This is a genomic window from Algicella marina (assembly GCF_009931615.1).
In the GTDB taxonomy this organism is placed as follows: domain Bacteria; phylum Pseudomonadota; class Alphaproteobacteria; order Rhodobacterales; family Rhodobacteraceae; genus Algicella; species Algicella marina.
The window spans coordinates 3439485-3464956 of record NZ_CP046620.1 but is presented as its reverse complement, the minus strand read 5'-3'; the positions used below and the strand labels follow the sequence as shown (position 1 = coordinate 3464956).

General features: G+C 59.3%; 19 protein-coding genes. 14 read left to right on the top strand and 5 right to left on the bottom strand.

Annotated features, from left to right (window positions below):
* Positions 1-144 precede the first annotated feature (144 nt).
* The 4 genes from GO499_RS16925 to GO499_RS16910 are packed head-to-tail and all read left to right on the top strand — an operon-like array spanning position 145 to position 4165.
* Positions 145-576, top strand: a complete 432-nt coding sequence (locus GO499_RS16925) for a paraquat-inducible protein A (RefSeq protein WP_348520785.1) — start codon at positions 145-147, stop codon at positions 574-576.
* Positions 549-1178: a paraquat-inducible protein A gene (locus GO499_RS16920; RefSeq protein WP_161864039.1), complete on the top strand. Its 630-nt coding sequence runs from the start codon at positions 549-551 to the stop codon at positions 1176-1178. Before GO499_RS16925 ends, GO499_RS16920 begins: the two co-directional genes overlap by 28 nt.
* Positions 1175-3610, top strand: a complete 2436-nt coding sequence (locus GO499_RS16915; protein WP_161863284.1) for a PqiB family protein — start codon at positions 1175-1177, stop codon at positions 3608-3610. Before GO499_RS16920 ends, GO499_RS16915 begins: the two co-directional genes overlap by 4 nt.
* Before the next feature lie 6 nt (positions 3611-3616).
* Positions 3617-4165, top strand: coding sequence for a PqiC family protein (locus GO499_RS16910; protein ID WP_161863283.1), 549 nt, complete (start codon positions 3617-3619; stop codon positions 4163-4165).
* A gap of 123 nt (positions 4166-4288) precedes the next feature.
* On the opposite strand, the gene GO499_RS16905 is transcribed toward GO499_RS16910, so the two are convergent.
* Positions 4289-4843, bottom strand: coding sequence for an ActR/PrrA/RegA family redox response regulator transcription factor (locus GO499_RS16905; protein ID WP_161863282.1), 555 nt, complete (start codon positions 4841-4843; stop codon positions 4289-4291).
* A 193-nt stretch (positions 4844-5036) separates the two neighbouring features.
* Between GO499_RS16905 and GO499_RS16900 the strand changes: the two genes are divergently transcribed.
* Complete coding sequence (locus GO499_RS16900) at positions 5037-6230, top strand: TIGR03862 family flavoprotein (RefSeq protein WP_161863281.1); 1194 nt, start codon at positions 5037-5039, stop codon at positions 6228-6230.
* 2 nt (positions 6231-6232) lie between these two features.
* Here the strand turns inward: GO499_RS16900 and bglA are convergent, their stop codons facing one another.
* Positions 6233-7903: a beta-galactosidase BglA gene (gene bglA, locus GO499_RS16895; protein WP_284154794.1), complete on the bottom strand. Its 1671-nt coding sequence runs from the start codon at positions 7901-7903 to the stop codon at positions 6233-6235.
* Positions 7904-8764: 861 nt separating this feature from the next.
* On the opposite strand from bglA, the gene GO499_RS16890 reads away from it, so the two are divergent.
* A complete protein-coding gene (locus GO499_RS16890) occupies positions 8765-9001 on the top strand; it encodes a hypothetical protein (RefSeq protein ID WP_161863280.1) in 237 nt (78 codons plus the stop codon).
* A gap of 174 nt (positions 9002-9175) precedes the next feature.
* Entirely contained in the window at positions 9176-9871 is a 696-nt protein-coding gene (locus GO499_RS16885) for a GAD-like domain-containing protein (protein WP_161863279.1), read from the top strand.
* A 450-nt stretch (positions 9872-10321) separates the two neighbouring features.
* Here the strand turns inward: GO499_RS16885 and GO499_RS16880 are convergent, their stop codons facing one another.
* Positions 10322-11134, bottom strand: a complete 813-nt coding sequence (locus GO499_RS16880) for a hypothetical protein (RefSeq protein ID WP_161863278.1) — start codon at positions 11132-11134, stop codon at positions 10322-10324.
* A 243-nt stretch (positions 11135-11377) separates the two neighbouring features.
* On the opposite strand from GO499_RS16880, the gene GO499_RS16875 reads away from it, so the two are divergent.
* The 6 genes from GO499_RS16875 to infB all read left to right on the top strand — a co-directional run bounded on the left by GO499_RS16875 (position 11378) and on the right by infB (position 22004).
* Entirely contained in the window at positions 11378-12010 is a 633-nt protein-coding gene (locus GO499_RS16875) for a tyrosine-type recombinase/integrase (RefSeq protein WP_161863277.1), read from the top strand.
* 198 nt (positions 12011-12208) lie between these two features.
* A complete protein-coding gene (locus GO499_RS16870) occupies positions 12209-16018 on the top strand; it encodes an SIR2 family protein (RefSeq protein ID WP_161863276.1) in 3810 nt (1269 codons plus the stop codon).
* 523 nt (positions 16019-16541) lie between these two features.
* Complete coding sequence (rimP, locus tag GO499_RS16865; RefSeq protein ID WP_161863275.1) at positions 16542-17123, top strand: ribosome maturation factor RimP; 582 nt, start codon at positions 16542-16544, stop codon at positions 17121-17123.
* A gap of 1 nt (position 17124) precedes the next feature.
* On the top strand, positions 17125-18792 hold the full coding sequence (gene nusA / locus GO499_RS16860; protein WP_161863274.1) for a transcription termination factor NusA: 1668 nt from the start codon (positions 17125-17127) through the stop codon (positions 18790-18792).
* 21 nt (positions 18793-18813) lie between these two features.
* Entirely contained in the window at positions 18814-19413 is a 600-nt protein-coding gene (locus tag GO499_RS16855) for an RNA-binding protein (protein ID WP_161863273.1), read from the top strand.
* A gap of 86 nt (positions 19414-19499) precedes the next feature.
* The gene (gene infB, locus GO499_RS16850; RefSeq protein WP_161863272.1) at positions 19500-22004 is read left to right on the top strand and encodes a translation initiation factor IF-2; all 2505 of its coding nucleotides are present in this window, start codon (positions 19500-19502) and stop codon (positions 22002-22004) included.
* A 95-nt stretch (positions 22005-22099) separates the two neighbouring features.
* On the opposite strand, the gene GO499_RS16845 is transcribed toward infB, so the two are convergent.
* On the bottom strand, positions 22100-22501 hold the full coding sequence (locus GO499_RS16845) for a DUF1801 domain-containing protein (RefSeq protein ID WP_161863271.1): 402 nt from the start codon (positions 22499-22501) through the stop codon (positions 22100-22102).
* Positions 22501-23400, bottom strand: a complete 900-nt coding sequence (locus GO499_RS16840) for an ROK family protein (RefSeq protein ID WP_161863270.1) — start codon at positions 23398-23400, stop codon at positions 22501-22503. Before GO499_RS16840 ends, GO499_RS16845 begins: the two co-directional genes overlap by 1 nt.
* Positions 23401-23686: 286 nt before the next feature.
* On the opposite strand from GO499_RS16840, the gene GO499_RS16835 reads away from it, so the two are divergent.
* Positions 23687-25294, top strand: a complete 1608-nt coding sequence (locus tag GO499_RS16835) for a BCCT family transporter (protein WP_161863269.1) — start codon at positions 23687-23689, stop codon at positions 25292-25294.
* Positions 25295-25472: the final 178 nt, after the last annotated feature.

Here is a 25472-nt window from a genome sequence, read left to right as displayed (position 1 = left end):
CCGCGCTGCGATCTGCTGCATCATGTCACCCCGCAAGACAGTGGAAAGATTGCACGCTGCACACGCTGCCACGTTACGCTGATAACTACCCGGCAGGATGCCATACCTAGGATTACCGCACTTTCACTTACGGTACTTATCCTGATGACCGCAGCAATATTCTTTCCGTTCCTTAAGCTCAAGACGGGCGGGCTCTCCAATTCCGCTTCGCTGTTCGATGCCGCCACCGCCTTCCAATCGGGCATTCTGATCCCGTTGTCCGGAGCCGTCGCAGCGCTCATCGTGATCCTGCCGTCCCTGAGGGTGCTGGCAATTCTCTACGCACTCGTGCCGCTGCAATTCGGCCGCCCGCCGTTTCGGCACGCCGCATTCGCCTTCCGACTGGCCGACAGGCTGAAGCCATGGGCGATGGCGGAGATCTTCATCATCGGCGTCGCAGTGGCATTGGTGAAGGTCACCGGCCTCGCCGAAGTCACTCCCGGGCCGGCCTTCTGGGCCTTCTCCGCCCTCGTTATCGTCATAGTTCTGAAGGACACGGCGATGTGCAAATGGTCGATATGGACAGCCCTGCGCTGACCGCGCGGGCCGCGGGCCTGGAATCCTGCACCCGTTGCATGCGTGTACAGGAACCCGCCCGCAACTGCATTCGCTGCGGTGCGCCACTCCACTCGCGGGAGCCGCACAGCCTGCAACGGGTCTGGGCCTGGCTGGTCGCCGGTATGCTGCTCTACATACCCGCCAACACCTATCCGATGCTGCGGACATCTACCCTTGGCACAACGTCCGAAAGCACGATCATCGGCGGCGCCTGGGAACTGGTGGAGCATGGCTCCTACGGTGTCGCCGCCATCGTCATCATCGCAAGTGTCGTCATCCCGATTCTCAAGTTTATTGCCGTCGGCTATCTTGCACTGTCCCTTCGGGAGGAGGATCTCGCTTCGGCCCACCAACGCCAGTTGCTATACGAAGTGGTGGAATTCATCGGCCGCTGGTCGATGATCGACGTTTTCGTCGTCGCCATTCTTTCAGCGCTGGTTCAACTCGACTTCGTAGCATCGGTGAACCCCGGCCCGGCGGCGGCCTGCTTTGCTTTATCCGTCGCGTTCACTATGTTGTCCGCTCAGAGCTTCGACCCGCGCTTCATCTGGGACGTGGCGGAAAAGGAAAAACGGGAATGACGGACGGCCCTGCCGACCTCGATGTCAGCGACAGGAAACCACCGATCTGGGCGCGTATCTCCGTTGTCTGGTTGATTCCGCTGCTGGCACTGGTGATTTCGCTGTTTGTCGCATGGCAAAGCTATACAAACCGCGGCGTTGCCATCGAAATTGTCTTCGAGGATGCATCCGGCATCGATGCTGGCAAGACCGTGATCAAGTTCCGCGATGTCGATATCGGTCTGGTAGAAGAAGTCGGCTTCTCGCCCGATATCCAGACGGTGATTGTCAAAGCGCGGGTGTCAAAAACGATCGTGCCCTATCTCGACGAAGACGCCGTCTTCTGGGTTGCTCGCCCGCGCGTGACGACCAGAGGCATTTCCGAGATAGAGACCATTGTTTCCGGCGCTTACATCGAAGGCAGCTGGGATGATGAGCCCGGCACGACGCAAGAACGTTTCGAAGGGCTGGCGGAACCGCCGCAGGTCAAGGTCGGTGAGAACGGCACCTTCGTCCGCCTGCGTTCGCCGGAAGCAGGTTCCCTCGCGGCCGGTGCACCAGTGCTCTACAAGGGTATCGAAGTTGGCCAGATCGAAGGCATTGAACTGGCCGACACCGGTGACCACGTGCTTGTCAGCGCCTTCGTCCGTGCGCCGCATGACAGGCGGCTGACCAGCGCCACCCGGTTCTGGAACCTCTCGGGCTTCTCAATCTCGCTCGGCACTGGCGGCGTGACGTTGGACGTGGACAGTCTCGCCTCGCTTGTGGAGGGCGGTATCGGTTTCGACACCGTCTACTCCGGTGGCGCGCCCATCGCCGACAACCAGATCCTGGAGTTGTACGAGGACGAGGACAGCGCCCGCGAAAGCATCTTCAACCGCAACCTCGGCTCCGAAGTCCGGCTTTCCGTCGCATTTCAGGGCACGGTCAAGGGCCTCACTGCCGGTGCGCCGGTTACTTTCCGAGGCGTCAATATCGGCAAGGTCGAGACATTGACGGCCAATGTGGTCGAGGATGACAGCGGCCAGCTTTCGGATGTACGCCTGCTCGCCATTCTCATAATCAATCCCGGCCGGCTCGGCCTTTCGGAACTGGCTTCAGAGGAAGAAACGCTCGATTTCTTCGAGGGCGCTGTTGCCAATGGTTTGCGCGCCCGCATCGCTTCTGCCAACCTGCTGACGAGTTCGCTGCTGATCGAACTGGTTGAGATAGATGACCCGATGCCCGCTGCCTTCGACCGCAACGCCGACCCCTTCCCGATGCTGCCGCCGACCGCCTCCGAACTCACCGATTTCGCGGCGACGGCACAGGGAATGCTGGAGCGGGTCAACGATCTTCCGGTGGAGGAACTGATGGCTTCCGCTATCGGCGTGATGGACAGCCTGAACCGTATCGCAGCGGACGAGGCCACGAAGGGAACACCGGAGGCTATCGTCGGCCTGCTCGAAGACACGCGGGCGCTGATCAATTCCGATGATGTCAAAGGCGTGCCGGCCGACCTTCGCACCGCCATCCAGACGGTCAATGCGCTGCTGGATCAGGTCAACACCGGTGGTGCTGTCGCCAACCTGTTGGCGGCGCTGGAAGATACCCGCGATGCCGCATCCGACATCAGCACAGCCGCCGAGACCCTGCCGGAACTGCTTGCCTCACTCGATGCACTTGCGGAGAAAGCCACCAATCTTGCGGTCGAAGATCTGCTTGCCGACACGCGAAACCTTATCAAAACGACCGACGAGCTCGTCGGAAGTGACGAAATCGCTGCTGTTCCGCCAGCCGTCACCGGTTTGCTGGAAGAGGCACGCAAGCTTATTGCACTGGACGCGACGCAGGCCCTGCCACAGGAGATGCGCATGGCACTGGCTCAGGTAAATACACAACTGCTGGCGCTCGAGAACACCGGCGCTGTCGAGGGCCTTGGCGCCGCCATCGCCGATGCCCGGACCGCAGCCGCCAACATTTCCACCGCTTCGGAAAAGTTCCCCGGCCTTGTCGAGGATATCGAGAAGCTGACGGAGCAGGCTGCCGACCTGCCACTCGACCAACTGGTGGAAGCCGCCCGGAAACTGCTCACATCCGCCGACGCAATTGTCGCCTCGGAAGACATGAAGGCGCTACCCGGTGCACTCGGGCGGGCTTTGGATGAGGTGCAGTCGATTCTGGCCGCGTTGGAGGAAGGTGATGCCGTCGCCAACCTCAACAGCGCCCTCTCTTCTGCCTCCACCGCCGCTGATGCCGTCGCCAGATCCACCGAGAGCCTGCCCGCCCTTGCCGCCCAGCTTTCACGGCTGGCCGATCAGGCCGGCGCAACTCTCGGCGCCTATAGCGGGGACAGTGAGTTCAATTACCAGACACGCGCTGCACTGCGTGACATTCGCGAGGCCGCCGAGGCGATCACCTCGCTTTCCCGCGCCATCGAGCGGCGCCCCAATTCCATCCTGATCGGACGCTGACATCCCATGAAACGCCTCGCCCTCGTCCTCCTGCTCGCTGCCTGTTCTTCCGAAGGCAAGATCGCCCAGTACACGCTGGACACGATCCCCGAGGCCTCCCGCATTTCGATCCCGTACGCCACGGTCGAGATCCGCACGATCTCCCTTCCGCTGTATGCCGAGTCCGAGGAAATCGCGGTGCTGGCCGAGGACGGTTCAATCCGCACAAACTCGGAGCAGCTCTGGGCCGACATGCCGGAACGATCGATGACTGAGCAACTTGCCGGCATCCTTACCGAGGTTAGCGGTGCAACTGTCGCAGCAGAACCATGGCCTTTCGAAAGCTACCCGGAAGCCCGGATAGACGTGCGCGTCCGCCGCCTGCTCGCCGATGAGGACGGGCCATTGGAATTTGCCGGTACCTGGTATGCTTCTGCGGATCTTCGCGGACGCAACCGGGCAGAAAGTTTTTCGTTCACCGTGCCATTTGCCGGTGAGGGACTGACCGCCCGCGCGGAGGCCCACACCGCTGCCGCACGCCTGCTGGCAGAGGACATTGCAACCAAACTTCGTTAGCAGAAACGTGGCAACCGGGTGTTACCGGATTACCTGTCGCGCAGAGGCCACGGGCTTGCGAAGCCCGCATCGCAACTCACCATCAAAGAAAACCGCGCCTCGGTAGTCGGTTGATCGTACCAGTCAGCGTGGGGAGCGTTTCGCCAGTATTCGTTGCAGGGTGCGCCTGTGCATGTTCAACCGGCGTGCGGTTTCGCTGACATTGCGGTCACAGAGTTCGAAAACGCGCTGGATGTGTTCCCAGCGGACCCTGTCGGCACTCATCGGATTCTCCGGTGGTGGCGGCTTTTCCTCGCTTGTCGCCAACAGCGCGTTGGTTATGTCATTGGCATCGGCGGGTTTGGACATGTAGTCGGTCGCGCCGATCTTTACCGCCGCCACCGCCGTGGCGATCGCGCCATAGCCTGTCAGCACCACGATCCGGCAATCGGGCCGTTTCTCGCGCAGCATCTCGACCACGTCCAGCCCGTTGCCGTCTTCCAGACGCAGGTCCACCACGGCATAGGCCGGAGGCCGCGTCGCGGCAATCGTCCGGCCCTCGGCCACCGTCCCGGCCTCGACGGGCGCAAATCCGCGTTTTTCCATCGCTCGGGCAAGACGGCGGAGAAACGGCTCGTCGTCGTCCAGAAGCAGGAGCGTGTTGTCCTCTCCGATTTCGGCTGCCGCTGTATCGTCCATCATATCTCCCCGGGTTCGGTTTTTTTTGGCCTCGGATGTTCTTACGCAGAATATTCCCCTACGGATTACCCGGATTCAATCGCTTTCGCGTGAGGCGTCCAAATTACCGCAGCCGCAGCGAAGTGTTGGCCACGGCCTATAGGGCCACGAACAATCGATTCACCCTTGCCTCGAAACACGATAGGTAGCGGGCATGAACGATAGTAGCCAACCGGACGCACTTGTCATCGGCAGCGGCCCCGCCGGTCTCGCCGCTGCCGAAGTGCTGGCGAATGCCGGTCACACGGTTTGGCTGGTCGACCAGATGCCCAGCCTCGGCCGTAAGCTGCTGATGGCGGGCAAGTCCGGGCTGAACCTGACCAAGGAAGAGCCGACCTCAGTTCTGCGATCAGCAGTTACGCCTCTCGCCCCCCAACTGGACGCCGCCTTGCACCTTTTTGACTCGGAAGCGGTGAAAGCCTGGGCAGAAAGTCACGGTCAACCGGTCTTTACCGGCAGTTCGGGTCGTGTCTTCCCGACGGCGATGAAGGCCTCGCCGTTGTTACGATCCGTACTCGCATCCCTTGTTGAAAACGGTACGCGCCTGCTGCCACGCTGGCGCTGGGTCGGAGGGTTGGCGTCTTTCGAATTCGAGACTCCGCACGGGCCGGTCACTGTACGGCCCAAAGCGACCGTCCTAGCGCTCGGCGGCGCAAGCTGGCCAAGGCTCGGCTCCGATGGTCTTTGGGTAAAGCACCTGCCGACGAACCCGTTCGAACCCTCGAATATGGGTTTCTTCGTCGCTTGGTCGCCACATATGGCGATCCACTTCGGCGCCGCTATCAAGAATGTGGCCCTGTCTGTCGGCAAGCAAACTTGGCGCGGCGAGTTCGTGATCACCGCCCGAGGCGTCGAGGGCGGCGGCATCTACGCAGCTTCCGCGGCACTGCGCGAAGCCACGAAAGCAGGCGCCCCGGTGCTGACGCTCGACCTGTTCCCGGACCTCACAATAGAAGCGCTCGCGGGCAAGCTGGCTCGCCCGCAGGGCAAGGCCAGCCTCGCCAATCACCTTCGCCGCACGATCGGCCTCTCCGGTGCTCGCATGGCAATCATTCGAGAAGCTATCGGGCCGGACTTGCCGCAGGGGCACGAACTTGCGTTGTTACTGAAGGCTCTGCCCCTGCGCACCGAAGGACCGTTTCCGATACGAGAAGCGATCTCCACAGCCGGTGGCTTGCGGATGGACGCCCTGACGCCAGAACTGATGCTGAAGGACTGCCCCGGCGTCTTCGCCGCTGGCGAGATGCTGGACTGGGAGGCCCCGACGGGCGGCTACCTGATCACCACCTGCCTTGCCACCGGGCGCATGGCCGGACAGGGGGCCGCTGACTGGCTTAAGCACCGTTGAACTCAGCCAATCCGCGCGACCATGAAGCCGTGGGGGGGCAATTCCACCGGACCGCTTATCGCCCTGCCCTTCGGCTCCGTAGGTGAAAACTCCGTCAGCACCCAGTTTTTCGGCACCTTGAAGGCCTGTGCCCTTGCGGCAAGATTGAACAGGCACAGCAGCCGTTCTCCTTCGCCTTCGCGGGTGAAGGCCAGACCGGTCGGCGACCAGTCGACGAAACTGATATCTCCGGAGATCAGCGTTGGCTGGCTTTTGCGGAATGAGATGAAATCGCGGTAGAATTCGGCAATCGAGCCATTGGAGCCGATCTGTGTGTCCGATGCTGCCGAGATGTGCTCATCTGGCACCGGCAGCCATGGTTTCACCTCCGAAAATCCAGCGAACGCAAGCGCCCTTTCCCATGGAAACGGCGTCCGGCATCCGTCGCGCCCCTTGAACTCCGGCCAGAAGTTGATGCCGTAAGGGTCGGTGAGATCCTCGAAGGCGATTTCGGCCTCCGTCAGGCCCAGCTCCTCCCCCTGATAGAAGCACACCGATCCCTTGAGGCACAGCAACATGGCCGCCGCCAACTTGGCGATTGTGTCGTGATCGCCCTCCTCTGCCCAGCGGGTCATGTGGCGGATGACATCGTGGTTGGAAAACGCCCAGCATGGCCAGGAGGAACCGTCCGAGAATTTGTGCGAGGCCGCCTCGAAATCCTCTACGCAGCCCCGAAAATGTTCGACGGAGAAATCCGGGCTGAGGAAGTCGAAGGAGTAGCACATGTGCAAACGGTCATTGCCCGCCGTGTATTCTGCCATGGTCTTGAGCGAGCGGGTGCCATCGCCGATTTCGCCGATGGAGGCCGTGCCCGGATATTCGTTCAGCAACGCACGGAAACGCTTCAGGAAGCCGATGTTTTCAGGCCGGGTCTTGTCGTAGAGGTGGTCCTGATAGCCGTAGGGGTTGATGTCCGGCACATCGTTGGCGGCCCCCTTGGCCAAAGGCGGGTTGTCGCGCAACTCCTTGTCGTGAAAATAGAAATTGGCCGTGTCCAGCCGGAAGCCATCGACACCCCGGTCCAGCCAGAAGCGCACCGTGTCCAGCATGGCATCCTGAACCTCGGGGTTGTGGAAGTTCAGATCGGGCTGGGAGGCGAGGAAGTTGTGGAGGTAGTATTGCTTGCGCTTGGGGTTCCATGCCCAGCCTGATCCGCCGAACACGGATTGCCAGTTCGTTGGCGGTGTTCCGTCGGGTCTGGCATCGGCCCAGACGTACCAGTTTGCCTTGGCATTGTCGCGGTCCAGCTTGCTCTGCTGGAACCACGGGTGCTGATCGGAGGAATGCGAAAGCACCTGGTCGATGATCACCTTGAGGCCAAGCTCATGGGCTTTTTCCACAAGAGAATCAAAGTCTTCCATCACGCCGAAAACCGGATCGACATCGCAATAATCGGAGACGTCGTAGCCCATGTCAGCCATGGGAGAGGTGAAGAACGGTGAAATCCAGATGGCGTCGACGCCGAGGTCGGCGACGTATGGCAAACGCCGGGTGATGCCCACGAGATCGCCGACGCCATCGCCGTTGCTGTCCTGAAAGGAGCGGGGATAGATCTGGTAGATCACGGCACCGCGCCACCATTTCTGCGACGTATCCGTGTGATCCAAAGCGATTTGGGAGAGCGTTTCGTGCACCTTGTGCTCCTCGACTGCGAAACCGGGCCTTCGCACAGAGAGAGGTCGCGGCGGCAACAAGTCAAGCCCGCGCACCTTCCGCTGCCTGCGGCGTGGGCAAAGTGAATATGGATTTGGTACGGTTTTGGTATGGGTTCGGTATGGCAACCCGCCCGAGGGAGCGGTTGGCCAGACCGACCCGGACCGACGCGATTTGGCGTATGGGTTTGGTATGGTTTCGGTATGGGTTTGGTATGGGTGCGTGTTTGGGGAAACGGGCGTAAGAACAGTGGACGTGGATTGGGCGGGATTGTTTTGCGTTTGGAATTTTGATCGAATGGTCAAGAATTAGGTTGATGGGCGAAAACGGCCCAAACCGGCCGTTAGTCGTAGGTTAAGTTGCCGCGGTGCAGCATCCCCAAAGCGGACATTTGGATTTAGTTCAGAATTCAGCATGCCTTAATGTCCGGTGTGGGGGGGCGAACCGAACACTCGCAGCACTAGCGACGAAAGTTTTCTGTATACAGCCAACGACCACACCGTCCTCTTTCGTGGGAAAATAGCGGAGAAGCTTCGTCGCGAAATGCCGGACGCCACCGCGATGCCATCGACAGTCACGGCGTCGCCCTCCTTTTTCATCGAACAACGCGAGTGCGTGGGGGGGGATGGGCCTCAGCCTTGATCTCCGTCAGGGAACGGCCCGAACCGTTGATTGCATCCATGATTGTAACCTGGACAAACAGCCGAGACACTTATCTAGTTTGGAACATCTCCACGAAGAGCACATTCCAGCGCGGTTGCAAGGCGTCAAAAGAGTGCGGATGGTGTTCTGACCGCTGAGCAACATTAGTATAAGTGTTAAAACCCATGAGACTCGTAGAAATGAAAACCTATTTGGCCGCTCATAGCGTCGAAGATGGAACCGCCTACAGCCATGGCGGGCTTGGTGGGGGCGAAATCCACGGCATCGAGGAAATCGATGGCGTCTGGCACACCTATTACAGCGAACGCGGCAGCAAACGCGGATATCGCGCATGGCCCAGTGAAGAAGAGGCCGTGGCCTTTGTTGTAAAAGATGCCGAAAGGTTCGCGCGCGCCTATAAATTTTGGAAAGAGTGAATATGACCACACCCCCTGACAAGACTCCTGCCTATTGCGCTCGCCATGGACTGGAAGAAAACAGAGATTATTATTTAAAAAACTTTGCCGTCCGCGCGCGTGGTACCTTTGAGCAAGCTGCCGAATGGGTGATAGCGCAGGCCGATTGGCACGATCTCAAATGGGCCGTAGCGAATGACATATATCAGCGAAATCAAAGGCCGCAGCGGTAAAGATCATATCGATAGCGTGCTGAAACGTTCGGGGCCTCTCATCGGTGCATCCGTCGTGCCCGCGGCCACGCTGGAGACTTGGACTGGGGTCCTGCCCGACATCTTGATCGATTTTTGGCGCAATCACGGTCTCGGGGCGCTTCAGGGCGGGTTGATGCGCCTGTGCGTGCCGGATGAGTTTGATGGCCTTTTATCCGAGGTTTTTCAGGCAGACAAAGATTTTTCACACAAAGACTGCCATGTTATTGGCTACGGCCCCTTTGGAAATCTGATTGTCTGGAGCACACGCCACTGGATCGTCAGAATAGATCTGCTGCGTGGGCGCGTCTCAGCATCTGGGCTGGCTGACCCCAGAAAAAAGCACAACGAAAATGCATCGATTGTCGCCCATCTGTTGGGCCATCAGCCCGACAGTCTGGATGTGGTGGACTACGACGGTAAAAAGATGTTCAAACCTGCGGTCAGCGCGCTTGGACCACTGAAGACGGGACAGGCATTCGGTTTTTTCCCAGCCTTGGCAATGGGCGGTGCGCCGCAGATCGCCAATCTCAAGACCGTGCAGGCTATGGAACATTTTCTTTTCCTCGCACAGCTTAAACAGTTCCAACTGGTTGACTATCTTGGCAACTCGCCTAGCAACTTGAGACCCATCGGGTAACAACGGCAAGCCTTTGATGCGCATCCGAAGACTAGGAACGATCGCGACCATATCAAAGGATGCAACGAAACGAGTATCTTTTAAGGCATATTTGCATATCTTGGATTGATTGAGTGAGACGAAGGGCGGTCATTCATGAAGATTGTGGTGGCCGCCAAACCGTGCTCATTCCAGCCATTCGCCGCGTTTGCATAGAAGCACAAACCGTTTCTTACCCTGAACATCCGTTTTCTTCCGGCAGCTTCTGCGATTTCGCGCCTGCGGATTAGGTCCGCTTTCCGACCCTCGTGCGGCCTGAAGCAAACGGCCCATAACGGACATTGAGCGCGAACGATGTCCCCGCAATACAGCTTCCCGAAAGCGGTCATTGGCGCAGCCGCAGCATCTTAAGGCTGCGGATGACCACAATGCGGACAAAGCTGCCGTTGACAGATCACGAGGCAATGACGGTTACCGGCCCAGAATGGTGGTTCGAACTTCACTCAATAGCGGACCGGCTTCCGAGATCGCCTCTGTCGGTTTCCATCTCTTCCAGAACCGAAAATCCATCTCGTGAGTGAATTGAACCACATTTGCCGCCATAGAAATGAATGACGCGAATACGATAACGATGCATGTGGCGTAGACCACCCATCCGGCGACATTATCAGATAATCCTGAATGAGCGATATAAAGAATGCTGGCGATTGCGAGGAGCCACAAGGTAAGCAGGATTACGGATAAGGATCCGACGAGGACGCCATAAAAAACTCTTCCGCTTTTCGATACCTTATAGCCGGGTATTCGCCCGTCAACAGGGGCCGCTTTACAGTACTTCACGAATAACCACGTAGGAGCGTGAGCAGCGGCAAACAAATCGGGATCAAGCTTGTTCTTTCCCAGCACATTACTTGCCACAGCAGCAATCACGGCGCTGTACAGTTGCAGTGAAAGAAACGAGTAGGTTACCATTAAGACGCTAATAGCTGCCGTGATTAGGCTAAGCTCCAAAAACGCGGGTATCTCTGCTATAGACACGCCTGTTCCGGGAACTTGGATGTTTCCCCCACTCCAAGCGACAAAAGCCAAGAAAAGTGAAATCGTGAGAGAACGAACGAGATTGTTTTGCTGACCTTCAAATTTCGCCCTTTGATCTAACAATCCTTCGAGAACGTTCTCATTTATTGCGTCTAGGCCAAGCCGTTTCTGCCGCCTAAGTTCATCAGCGGTAAACATGCTGGCACGAACATAGAGGCTTTGTTTTAGAGTGTAGTTTTCTGTCATGTCACGAAGTCGATTTTGAAACCAAAACGCTCTCATACAAGGAATTGCTTTGCAAGCGAAGCTGACATGAGCCAAGCATTGCAAAGTCTGGATCCTGCGCTTCTCTCCCATTCGTGCATTGCGCAGAATCGGTGACTCTGGGCTCATTGCGGACTTTCGCGGTTTTTGCACATCTTGTGATATACAGGGCTGTCAACGTCTGGTTGCCGCTGTGGGAGGGAATGGTGGATCGGAGGATTTATCATGCAAACACCAAACTTACCGGCCATTCGCGCGCTTCGGCCCGCTTGGAACAAAGGGCGCATCGTCGGTCAAAAACTCCCGCTGAAGCCCAAGCACGTCTGGGCAATCCGCGTACGGCTCGAGCTGGCGGAGAACCATCGCGACCTTGCCCTGTTTAATTTGGCTATCGACAGCAAACTGCGTGGCTGTGATCTCGTCCGGATGAAAGTCGTTGATGTGATGGCGTCAGGGCAGATCAAAGCGCGGGCATCCGTACTACAAAGCAAAACCCAAAAACCGGTTCAGTTTGAAATTTCGGAAGGCACGCGGGTATCGGTCGCGAAATGGATGGAAGCCCCCCTGATGGTCGGGTCCGAATTTCTTTGGCCAGGACGTTTCCACGAGCGCCTGCACATCTCGACGCGTCAATATGCGCGGATCGTGCGGGACTGGGTTGGGTCCATTGGTTTGGAAGTTACAGCTTATGGTACGCATTCAATGCGACGGACGAAGGTCACACAAATCTATAAGAAAACGGGCAATTTGCGTGCTGTTCAGCTTTTGCTGGGTCACACCAAGATGGACAGTACAGTACGATATCTTGGCGTTGAACTCGAAGATGCCTTGGCAATCTCGGAGGCCATTGAAATCTAAACCTTTGGGCCGTTCGAAAAGGACGGCCCATAGCGGACGGTCGCATTGCCGAGTACGCCGCGGTGCGGCAGCTATGAGATCTGCCATTCGCGAAGTATCTTGTTCTGCGGAACGCCATAGACAGAGCAAGTTCCACTGTGCAAAGAACTTCACAATGCCATTTCTGGCAGAGCTGGCTACGATCATTAAACCTCCAACATGCGATTTTTTTCTGACGGCCCTTCTATTCCCGATCTCCTCCTGGAGCGTTGCGACGCTGGTCGGGTCGTCTTCCTCTGTGGTGCCGGAGTGTCGTTCAATTCGGGAATGCCAACGTTTCTCGGGCTTACGGAGCACGTGATCAACTTCTTCGATCCGCCGGAAGGATCAGAGATAATGAAGGCGTTCGACCCCTGGCGAGCCGACGCAACAGCAGCAAATGTTCCGCTCGACCAGATATTTAACCTTCTGCACCAGGAATATGGTCGGGATGAGGTCAACGCACTGGTAACAGAGCGGTTGTCGGTCCCATCAACAGCAGCAACCATAGGTCATGAACACAGCCTGGTGAAGCGGATATCGTCGAACCAAAGTGGCCTCCCCCAGATCGTGACTACCAACTTCGATCACCTGTTCGAACTTGGCGACGAAGCAGGCAGCATCCCGGCCCATATTCCCCCAGCGTTCCCTGATCTGGCATTCGGATCACCAATTGATGGTATCACCTATCTACACGGGCGACTTGTTGCACCAGATGCGACCCAACACCCCTACGTGCTGAGCAGTGCAGATTTCGGCAGAGCCTATCTGTCCGAGGCATGGGCCACGAAGTTCATCAGCGGCCTGCTGGAACGATATACCGTCGTTCTTGTCGGGTATCAGGCCGAAGACCCGCCCGTGAAGTACCTCCTTCAAGGGCTCAACCATGATGGTCAGTTCGACCGAACGCGCCTCTATGCCTTCGACCGAGGGGAGCCGGAGGAAATTGAAGCCAAGTGGCGAGATCGGGGCGTAACTGCCATCGCCTATCAAGATCATGGCCACTTATGGCAGTCCATGGAAGCCTGGGCTGACCGGGCTGACGACCCACGTGCCTGGCGGAGCCGGGTCGTCGCTTCTGCGCAACGTGACCCGAAGGAGATATCACCGCACGAGCGTGGCCAGGTCGCCCATGTCCTACGTTCCGTTCCGGGAGCCAAGGCATTTGCCGACGCCGAACCATCACCACACCCGGAGTGGGTTTGCGTCCTCGATGCATTCGTTCGCAATGCCAAGAAGTGCAGCGGATACGGGGAAGATGCCGAAGAGTTCGATCCCGTGCAGGCATATGGCCTCGATGATGATCTTGGTCCGATCAGTGATGAGGATTTCAGACGGGGAACCAGAAACGATAACCTGCTCGAATGGCGGAGTGGCGATTACAACCCGCCCGATTTTCACCGCCTCGGAGGTCGCCAGCTAGAGGGCCATGAGGCAATGCCGACCCGGTTGTGGCATCTCGTCCGCTGGATCGGAAAGTCATTCCAAGCGCCAGTGATCGCCTGGTGGGCGGCTCGTCAACTTGGCCTGCATCCTCGCCTCATCGATCACATTGCTTGGCACCTCGACCAAGCGAAAGGCGCGGACAGGAACTGCCGACAAATCTGGAACCTGATATTGGAGCACCACCGTGATCCTCGGAACCGTCGGTGGAACGGGCGCTGGTACGACCTGAAGAAACGCATCGCCGAAGAGGGTTGGGTCTCCAGCGTCCTGCGTGACTTTCATCAAGCAGCCCAACCATGCTTGAACATCAAACGCCCAATGGGCCTGCATGAAAACAAACCGCCTACATTGGAGTGGGGTGAACTTCGTATCGACGAGATCGCTCAGTTCGAGATCAAGTATTTTGAGCGACACAACGAGGACCTCGTGGTGCCGGATGAGGCCCTGCCCGCTGTTTTTCACCTTCTGGAAAACCAACTCACCACAGCGGCTGGGATATTGTCCGACCTTAGTGTGTCCTACTTCACCACGCCGACATGCTACCCGGACCGGGAAACGGACGGTGGTGAGCATTACCATGATTCTGCTGAACCATTTCTTCTGTTGATTGAACTCTTCGACCGGATCGTGGCACTCGCGCCTCAACGGGCGATGGCCCATGCGATGCTCTGGGACGAAGGCGACGAGTACTTCTTCCGGAAGCTGAAGCTTTATGCGCTGTCGAAGCCTGACCTGTTCGATGCGAACGACGCCGCCGAGATCATCTCCATGTTTGATCAGACCGCGTTCTGGGACACCAACGTGGTGCGCGAACTTCTCTTCGCCTTGGTGGATCGGTGGGATGAGTTCACGGATGAGAACAAGGAAGTAATCGCAGAACGCATCTTGGCTGGCCCCGACAATATGGGCCACTGGTCAGAGGAAGAATACCCGTCGTTTCGTGATCGAATTGCAGCCAGATATGGGCGTTACCTTCAGTTGAATGGCTGCAAACTAACTGATGCTCCGGCGACGAGGTTGGCAGAAATCATCGCGAGGATTCCAGATTGGAATGATGGTTGGGCAACTTCGACCGTGATGATGTCGGGCTCGCATGTGGGCTGGGTAGGAACGGATGAAGCTCCCGACGCTGTGATCGACATCCCAGTCAACGAGGTCGTCGCTAGGGCAAAAGAAGACCTGAAGCGCGACTTTGGTAGTTTCACCGAGCGCCGCCCCTTTACGGGATTGGTACGGGCAAATCCCCGGAAAGCCCTTTCCGCCCTAGCCATTGCCGGGAAAGCCGATGACTTCCCACAGGCATTCTGGTCAGCAATAATTAACGAGTTGCCCTCAGACATCGCTCCCCGGCTCAGAAGGGTCTTCCTGCATCGCCTTGCTCGCCTTCCGCACCCAATCGTTGTTGAGCTCCGTCATACACTGGGTCGGTGGTTGGAACAGAACCTGGTCGGGATGCTGGAGTTCGACGACGTTCTGGCCTGGACCGTTTTTGATCATGTGGTTGATGGCATCCTGAGTGGTGGAGCGGATGCCGCTGCAAGTGGTCGTGGCGAGGTCCGCATGGGTGGAGAGGTTATAGAACGATCCAGGCGCACATATGGCCATGCAATCAACGGCCCATTGGGAATGTGTGCGGAAGCTTTGTTCCACGCTGTACCTGGAGAGAAGCAGGAAGCCGGTTCCTTAGTTCCCGACCATATCAAGGCCCGCTTGGAACGATTGTTCGCGGCACCAGGCGAAGGCTCCGATCACGCCGTGTCGATAGCGACAAGCAAGCTCAACTGGCTGATGTACATTGATCCGGATTGGACCCAAGAGCGCCTCATCCCCCTGTTGGCGTATGATCACCCGGCCTCGGAGCCAGCATGGAATGGCTTCCTTCACAGTGGGCGTGTGCCCTGGACCGCACTGGCCGAAATCATTAAGCCCCTGATGCTCGACCTGTTTCCATGGGTCGAAGAATTCTCATGGGACCGTGACCTCTCAAAAGTGGCCGCTCAGTGGTTGGGTTTTATGCGGGTGTTTCATCCTGATGAACCAGGCGGACTTACCAAGGCTGAGATGAGGTCCGTTCTTCGGGCAATGTCCGACGATTCCCGCAATCGGTTCACTTTCTGGCTAGGACGTGTGGGACAGGGAAACGACGATGGTTGGATTAAATACGTGGTTTCCTTGGTCAATGAAGACTGGCCCAGAGAGCGACAGTATCGGACCTCTGGATCCGTTAGAGCTTGGATCGGTCTGCTTGACGACACAGGCGATAATTTTCCAGTGGTCTATGAAGCTGTAAAGAAGTTCTTGGTGCCAATCGAGACCGATGACCATCCGTTTTATCGCTTCACCCGTGAGGTCAATGAAGAGGAACCGATCACTACCCGTTTCCCAACTGAAACACTTGATCTGATCCACCGGGTTACACCCAACGTGCTATCGCGCCTCCCGTATGAGCTACCGAAGATTCTTGCCCTGATCGCCGAAACCGAACCATCATTGACGTCCGACTATCGTTATCTGCGCCTGATCGACTTGGTGGAGCGGTGTTGACGGCGACCTCATCTGTCATTTGAAAACTCAGCTCGTAATTGAGCGCTTGGGATTGTCCTTGCTCCCGCTAAACTACGGGTTTCTGCCGTGCAGCGAACGACTGCTTCCCGCCAAACTCAACACACGCCGGACAAGAGCCTGCCCGTGGGGTGGCGCTGCTGCGGTTGTGTCGCTCGATTTATGCCTGCCACGTGTCTTTTTTCTTCGTCACTCCGCGTGATGCCAACAAAGCTCCAGCCCGTCGCAGCGGAGGTGCGCCGAATTGATCTGGCACGCCTGCGGCGTGACGGGACGGGCAGGCGCTTGACCGGCGGCTTCGCCTTGATACCGGTCGGGGGGGTGGGGCACCGCCTTCTTAGGCTTTCTCCGCCCTGTTGGCGCTTCGCTCTTGCGATTCCCGGCGGCGCGGCCTATATGAACGCCAATAGCGGCGATGGTGAGGTCCACACTCACGGTCCCACCGGAAGTTTCGACGGGCCGCGCGCCCGTTTTTTTGTGTCTGCAACACCTCATGGAGCCCTCAATGTCCGATCTCGTGGCGAAAGCACCGATGGATCAGCGTCTGGCCTCTATCGTCCAGCCTCATATCGAGGGGCTGGGCTATGAGCTTGTGCGGCTGCGGTTCATGGGCGGCAAGACGCCTCGGCTGCAGATCATGGCCGATACGCCCGACGGCGGGATCGAGGTCGATGATTGCGCCAGGATCAGCCGCACCGTTAGCGCCGTTCTCGACGTGGAGGACCCGATCGAGGGGGAATACAGCCTGGAGGTGTCCTCTCCGGGGATCGACCGGCCGTTGACGCGGCTGAAGGATTTCGAGGCGTATGAGGGGTACGAGGCGAAGCTGCAGACGGCCGAGCTGATCTCTGGCCGGAAGAACTTCAAGGGCGTGCTGGCCGGTGTGCAGGACGGCGAGGTGCTGATCGAGATTGCCGAGGGGATCATCGGGCTGGAATTCGAGTGGCTGACGGAAGCCAAGCTGGTGCTGACGGATGCGCTGATCGACGAGAGTTTGAAGGCGAAGAAGGATGCCGGGTTCGACCCGGAAAAGTTTGATGAAATTCAGGAGAGCGCCGCGGCCGACCCTGATACGGAGGAGATGTGAAATGGCTGTAACCTCTGCCAACAGGCTGGAGCTTCTGCAGATCGCGGATGCGGTGGCGCGGGAAAAGATGATCGACCCCGTGCTCGTCATCGAGGCGATGGAAGAGAGCATGGCGAAAGCCGCGCGCCAGAAGTACGGCGCCGAGTACGACATCCGCGCGAAGATCGACCCGAAGACGGGCGACCTGACGATGACGCGGGTGCGGACAGTGGTCGAAGAGGTTGAGAACCATTTCACGGAACTGACGCCGGCGGATGCCAAGCAGTGGCTGGAAGATCCGCAGATCGGTGACACGATCACGGACGAGCTGCCGCAGATGGAGATGGGCCGGATCGCCGCCCAGTCCGCCAAGCAGGTCATCATGCAGAAGGTGCGCGAGGCCGAGCGGGAGCGTCAGTACGAGGAATTCAAGGACCGCGTGGGCGAGATCATCAACGGTCTGGTCAAGCGCGTGGAGTACGGCAACGTGATCGTCGATGTCGGCCGGGGCGAGGCCGTGTTGCGCCGCGACCAGCTGATCAACCGCGAGGCCTATCGCACCGGCGACCGCATTCGCGCCTATATCCGCGACGTACGCAGCGAGGTGCGCGGCCCGCAGATATTCCTGAGCCGCACGGCACCGGAATTCATGGCCGAGTTGTTCAAGATGGAAGTGCCGGAGATCTATGATGGCATAATCGAGATCAAGGCCGTGGCCCGCGACCCCGGCTCCCGCGCGAAGATCGGTGTGATCTCCTACGACAACTCCATCGACCCGGTGGGAGCCTGCGTGGGTATGCGCGGCTCTCGCGTGCAGGCTGTTGTGAACGAGTTGCAGGGCGAGAAGATCGATATCATTCCGTGGAACGAAGACACGCCGACCTTCCTCGTGAACGCACTTCAGCCCGCCGAGGTGGCGAAAGTCGTATTCGACGACGAGGCGGAGCGTGTCGAGGTGGTGGTTCCGGACGAGCAGCTTTCGCTGGCGATCGGCCGCCGTGGCCAGAACGTGCGTCTTGCCAGCCAGCTGACCGGTCTGGACATCGACATCATGACCGAAGCCGAGGAATCTGAGCGTCGCCAGGCCGAGTTCGCGGAACGCAGCCAGCTGTTCATGGATACGCTCAACGTCGACGAGATGGTGGCGCAGCTTCTGGTTTCCGAGGGCTTCAGCTCTCTCGAGGAAGTCGCATTCGTCGAAATGGACGAGCTTTCCGCCATCGATGGTTTCGACGATTCCACAGCCGAGGAACTTCAGGCGCGCGCGCGTGAAAGCCTGGAAGAAATCAATGCCAAGGCGCTGGAACACGCCAAGGAACTGGGTGTTCAGGACGATCTTGTTGAATTCGAGGGGCTGACGCCCCAGATGATAGAGGCGCTGGCCGAAGACGGCATCAAGACGCTGGAGGATTTCGCGACCTGTGCAGACTGGGAGCTGGCCGGCGGATATACGGTGGTCGACGGCAAGCGCGTCAAGGACGACGGGTTGCTCGAGAAATTTGATATGGATCTGGCAGAGGCCCAGCACCATATCATGAAGGCTCGTGTTCAGCTCGGCTGGGTGTCGCAAGAGGAACTGGACGCACAGACGGCCGCGGCGGAAGCCGAAGCCTTCGGTGAAGAGGGTATCGAAGGCACCGATGCCGAAACCGCCGCGACCGGCGACGACTCCGAGGAGGCCGGGGCCTGATGCGCCCCGGAGTTTTCGGAGATGCCGCGCGGAGGGCAACGGACAAGGGATGATGCGTCGGAACGGCGATGCATCGCCACCGGCGCTTCAGGTCCGAAGGCTGGCCTGATCCGTTTTGTGGTTGGGCCCGGGGATGAGATCGTCCCCGATCTCGCCGAAAAGCTGCCCGGCCGTGGCATCTGGGTGTCCGCTGACAAGGCGGCCCTGGAGAAGGCGGTGAAGAAGAATCTGTTCCCACGCGGTGCAAAACGCAGCGTGCGAACAGACGAAAGGCTGGCTGAACTGGTAACGGAACGGCTGGCGGCCCGGGTGATCGAAGTCTTGTCACTCGCGCGCAAGGCCGGCCAGGCAATCGCCGGGCTGGAGAAAGTAAAGGGACTGCTCGAAACCGAAGACGCGGCCTGTCTTTTTCAGGCTTCGGACGGTTCGGAACGTGAAAAGCGACGTCTGAGGCCTCCAGAAGGCCCAAATACCTATTTTGATGTGCTCTCTGCACAGGAATTGGGTTTGGCATTTGGGCGTGATCGTGTGATACATGCCGCACTGATTGCGGGTGGACTCGGCGAACTGGTCAGATATGAGTCGGCGCGACTGACTGGGTTGCGACCAAATCGGGGCTAACATCTTGTTGGCTGTACTTTGAGGGGGATGGCCCCCGCGTAGGATATTTCGGGGGAGTGCCTCCGAGGTGAAAGGTTAAGATACGAATGAGCAATACGACCGACAATGGTGACAAGGGCAAAACTCTCGGGCTGCGTGGTGGCGGTACGGAGACGAGCCAGGTGCGCCAGAGCTTCTCTCACGGCCGCACCAAGTCGGTGACGGTGGAGCGGAAGAAGAAGCGGACGTTTGTTCCCAAGGCAGGGTCCAGCGCCGCTGCTTCCGTTGCCCGCACCGGCGGTGAGCGGAACCTGCCCGACGCGGAACTGGAGCGTCGCCGCAAGGCGCTGGCCGCCGCGAAAGCCCTTGAGGATTCCTCCAAGGAACGTCAGGACGCGGACCGCGCCCACAAGGAAAAGATGGATGCTCTGCGCGCTGAGAAAGAGGCGCGTGAAAAAGCCGTTGAAGAGGCCGAGATCGCCCGCCAGCGCAAGGAGCAGGAAGCCGCCGAAGAGGCTGCCCGCGCCAAGGCAGCGGAGGCCAAGGCCGCGCCCAAGCCCCGCGCCGCCGCCGCACGTGACGACACACAGGATCCTGCCGCCGCGCAGGCCGCCGCCTCTCGCGCCGAAGCCGGAAAGCCGGTTGCCAGCAAACGCAATGCGGGCAAACAGGCCGAAGAGAAGAAATCTTCCCGCGGACGTGGCGACGATGACCGCCGCCGTGGCAAGCTGACGATTACCCAGGCGACGGGGGCCGATGGTCGCCAGCGTTCCATGGCTGCGATGAAGCGCCGCCAGGAGCGTGAGAAGCGCAAGATGATGGGTGGAAGCAACGAGCCGCGCGAGAAGGTCGTGCGCGAGGTGCAGGTGCCGGATGCGATCACCGTGGGCGAACTTGCGAACCGCATGGCGGAACGTGGAGCCGCCGTGGTGAAGGCGCTGATGACCAACGGCATCATGGCCACGCAGAACCAGACCATTGACGCCGATACCGCGGAGCTGATTGTCGAGGAGTTCGGCCACAAGGTTGTCCGTGTCTCCGACGCGGATGTGGAAGCCGCCATCGTGACCGTCGACGACGATCCGAAGGATCTACAGACTCGTGCGCCGGTCATCACCATCATGGGTCACGTCGACCACGGCAAGACATCGCTGCTGGATGCGATCCGCAAGACGAACGTCGTCAGCGGCGAGGCGGGTGGCATTACCCAGCATATCGGTGCCTATCAGATCACGACGGACGGCGGCGCGACGCTGACCTTCCTCGATACGCCGGGCCACGCTGCCTTTACCTCCATGCGGGCCCGTGGCGCGCAGGTGACGGATGTGGTGATTCTGGTCGTCGCCGCGGATGACAGCGTCATGCCGCAGACGATCGAGGCGATCCACCATGCCAAGGCGGCGGGTGTGCCGATGATCGTTGCGATCAACAAGATCGACCGTCCGGGTGCCGACCCGCAAAAAGTGCGCACCGAGTTGCTTCAGCATGAAGTGATCGTGGAGAAGATGTCCGGCGACGTTCTGGACGTTGAAGTCTCCGCCGTCACCGGCAAGGGGCTGGACGTACTGATCGAAAACATCGCCCTTCAGGCCGAACTGCTGGAATTGAAGGCCAACCCCGACCGCCCCGCAGAAGGCGCGGTGATCGAGGCGCAACTCGACGTCGGCCGCGGCCCGGTTGCCACGGTGCTGGTACAGAACGGCACCCTGAAACGTGGCGACATCTTCGTTGTCGGCGAACAGTGGGGCAAGGTTCGTGCGCTGATCAACGACCAGGGCGAACGTGTCGAGGAAGCCGGGCCGTCGGTTCCCGTGGAAGTTCTCGGCCTCAACGGCACACCCGAAGCGGGTGACGTGCTGAACGTGGTCGTGGATGAAAACAAGGCGCGGGAAATCTCCGAGTACCGCCAGCAGGTCGCCAAGGACAAGAAGGCAGCCCTCGGCGCCGCCACGACGCTGGACCAGCTTCTGGCCCAGAAGAAGGCCGACGAGAATGTCACCGAACTGCCGATCCTCGTGAAGGCAGATGTGCAGGGCTCCGCCGAGGCAATCGTGCAGGCGATGGAAAAGGTGGGCAACGACGAGGTTCGTGTGCGCGTGCTTCACTCCGGTGTTGGCGCGATCACGGAAAGCGACGTGACACTTGCCGAAGCCTCCGGCGCACCGATCATCGGCTTTAATGTCCGTGCCAACGCGCCCGCGCGCGAAGGGGCGAACCAGAAGGGTGTGGAGATCCGCTATTACTCGATCATCTACGATCTGGTCGATGATATCAAAGCGGCGGCTTCCGGCCTGCTCTCCGCCGAAATCAAGGAGACGTTCATCGGTTATGCCGAGATCAAGGAAGTCTTCAAGGTTTCCAACGTCGGCAAGGTCGCCGGTTGTGTCGTCACCGAAGGTGTCGCCCGCCGCGAGGCCGGTGTGCGTCTGCTGCGCGACAACGTGGTGATCCACGAAGGCAAGCTGAAGACGCTGAAGCGCTTCAAGGACGAGGTCAAGGAAGTCCAAGGCGGCCAGGAATGCGGCATGGCTTTCGAGAATTACGAGGACATTCGCCAAGGCGATGTCATCGAGATTTTCGAGACCGAGGAGATCGAACGCACGCTGACCTGATCCGGCATCAGAAGAACAAAGAGCCCCGGTCAATGCCGGGGCTTTTTCGTTTCAAGACCGCTGCCCGCGCCGGCGCAAACAGGTAAGGCCGGTTTCTACCTGCGGTGATATGTGAGTGCCCGCCTGATCAGCATGCGCAGCGCATCCAGCGGCGGCTTGGCGCCATCGGCGAAGCGTACGGCGCGATTGCCCTCTATGTCGAAGCCGTCCGGGTGCATTTCCCGGAACTCCGCGATGATGGTTGTCGCGCAATGGGCATAGATGCCATAGCCGCCCGCTTTCGGGCGTCCCAGCCGAAGGGTAGAGCCCTGTCTGCGCGCAGCCAGATAGGCGGGCTGGCCCCATTTCAGCGTCTCTTGCAACGGGCCGACACCTTCTTCCGCGGCCACTTCGAAGATCAGCTCCCGCAGGGCCAGAAGCCCTTGCCGCGCCTCCTCCGGCCACGCCTGAAACACCCTCGCCACCGCTTCGTCGGCAAAGGGCGGTACCGGCGTCATCAGCGCGGCTCCAGCCAGGCCGCCCCCCGCACGCCGGAAGCATCGCCGTGCACGTTCTTGACCATTCTGGTATTGAACTTGTCACCGAATACATGCGGCTGAATGAGCGGCGGCACGGTTTCGTAGAAGCGTTCCACGTTGGACAGCCCGCCGCCCAGCACGATCACATCCGGATCGAGAAAGTTGATGATCGTTGCCAGTGACCGCGCCAGACGATCCTCGAACCGCTGCAACGTTGCCTCCGCCTGTGCTTCGCCCGCCGCGGCCTTTGCGATGACCTCCGGGGCCTTCAGGTCTTCTCCACTATTGCGCAGATGGTCGGCAGCAAGGCTCGGGCCGGACAGCCACGCCTCCGTATGTCCGTGCACACCGCAGGAACACACCGGCCCCGGACGCTCATCATCCGTCGGCATCGGCAGCGGGATGTGGCCCCACTCGCCGCCGATGGCGTTGATCCCTTCAATCAGTTGCCCCTTCACGACAATGCCACCGCCGACGCCCGTGCCGAGAATGACGCCGAGCACCACCTCCGCCCCGGCCCCGCCGCCGTCCACGGCCTCGGACAGGGCGAAACAGTTGGCATCGTTGGCAATTGCTACCGGTCGGTCCAGACGCCTTGCCAGATCGCCCTTCAGGTCCTGCCCATGGAGCCAGACAGAATTGCCCAGGGTCACCCGCCCGGTATCGCGATCCACCGATCCGGGCACGCCGATGCCGACATTGGTGCAGACCTCGCCGGCTTCAGTTTCCAGCCTGGTCATCAGCCCGGCAATCGCCTCCAGCCCGCCAGCATAATCATGCCGCGGTGTCGGCACCCGCCCACTGGCCAGCGTGTTGCCAGCGTCGTCCAGCGCAATCCCGGCAATCTTCGTGCCGCCATAGTCAAATCCGATGCGCATGGCCCCTCGTCTCTGTCGTTTCTCAATGTGTACCGGCAGAGTCATGGCACCGCAAACACGTTTGCACATGGACGCCATCCGGGCCGGAAGGTGCGCACATCCCGCCTTCACTCTGCCGCTTGTTGCGGCAAGAGGACGCCAGCGCCGATTACCATCGCCACCACGAATTGTGACGGCTCGTCTGCAACAACGCGGCGCTTCAACGGGAAAATTTGACAGGCAGCAAAAAACAGTCGACCTTTGACAAAGGCAGCCACAGAAAAAAACCGGCGCCAGAGGGGACATCATGACAACATCCGATATACCGCCAGAGCAGCCGACAGATGCGATGGAGTTTTCGACTGATTACGAGATGGGGCAGGATAATATTCGACCTCTCGGTCTCGACATTCACAATCCGGTTTTTCTGATATCCAGCATCGTAATTTTTGCTTTTGTTCTTCTGGCGCTCGCAAATCAGGAAGCATCAGCCGAATTCTTCGGCTGGCTGCGACCCTGGCTGACAAGTACTTTCGACTGGTTTCTGGTGCTGTCTGTCGATGCGATAACCTTGTTTTGCCTTGCCCTCATTGTCCTGCCCGTCGGATCCGTCCGGATCGGAGGCAAGGACGCGAAGCCGGACTATACCTATGCCGGCTGGATCGCGATGATGTTCGCTGCCGGGATCGGCATTGGCCTTTTGTTCTTCGGGGTGCTCGAGCCCGTCTACTACAACTTCTCCGAAGGCGGCGCCGCCCGTCCGCTGGGGATAGACGCTACGTTGCCGGGTAACGAATACGTCGGCGTCGTCGGGACAATTCACCACTGGGGGCTGGAAGGCTGGGCGATCTACGCCGCTGTCGGCCTGAGCCTCGCGATTTTCTGCTACAATCTGGGATTGCCGCTCACATTGCGCTCCGCCTTCTATCCACTGCTGGGCGAACGGGTTTGGGGCTGGTGGGGCCATGCCATCGACACGCTGGCCGTGTTCGCCACGCTGTTCGGACTGACGACTTCGCTCGGCCTGGGGGCGCAGCAGGTGGCCGCGGGGCTATACGAAGTCGCCGGCATCGTCCCGTCCAACACGGTGTACGTTCTGTTGATTGTCGGAATTACCGGGATCGCGCTCTGCTCCGTGCTGCTGGGCATGGACAAGGGCGTGAAGCGTCTGTCAGAGATAAACATGATTATGGCCGTTTGCCTGTTCATCTTCGTCGTCCTCGTCACCGGGATCGGTACGGCGATCACCCGGTATTTCAGTGTGATGGTCGATTACGTGGTCATGCTGCCCGCCCTTTCGAACCCGTTCGGGCGAGAGGATACAAGCTATTTCCACGGCTGGACGACCTTCTACTGGGCATGGTGGATTGCGTGGTCGCCCTTTGTCGGCATGTTCATCGCCCGCATTTCCAGGGGTCGCACCGTGCGCGAATTCGTGATCTGCGCACTGCTCGCCCCCACGGCCGTCTGCGCCCTGTGGATGTCCACTTTCGGCGGTGCGGCAATCGACATGCTGAACGCTGGTGGTGCGGAAGGCGTGAAAGCGACAGTGATCGACAGCTACGCACCCGAGGGGGCGCTGTTCGGCTTCCTCAAGGAGTTGCCATTCTACGGTATCGTCGCACCGATCTCCCTCATCCTGATCGTGATCTTCTTTGTCACGTCGTCGGACAGCGGCAGCCTTGTCATCGACACGATCACGGCCGGGGGCAAGATGGACGCGCCGGTAATTCAGCGCATCTTCTGGTGCACGCTGGAGGGACTTGTCGCCATCGCCCTGCTGCTTGGCGGAGGTTTGGCCGCGCTTCAGGGCGCTGCGGTTTCCACCGGCATTCCCTTCACCATCGTTGTCCTGATCATGTGCTATTGTCTGTGGCTGGCGCTGAAATCTGAACGTGCGAAGCTGAACGACTGACAGCGCGCACGGGGGGGCGTTGCCAGTAGCCCCCGGTGCGTTCCTACCACACCAGCCAGCAGCCGATGCTGCGGGTCTCTCACAGAGGATCTGAGCAAATTCGGCAAGGTGCACGGTACTGACGCCAATAACGGCGGAAGCTTCGGCTCATTCGACAAAAAAAGCCCCGCAGCTTTCA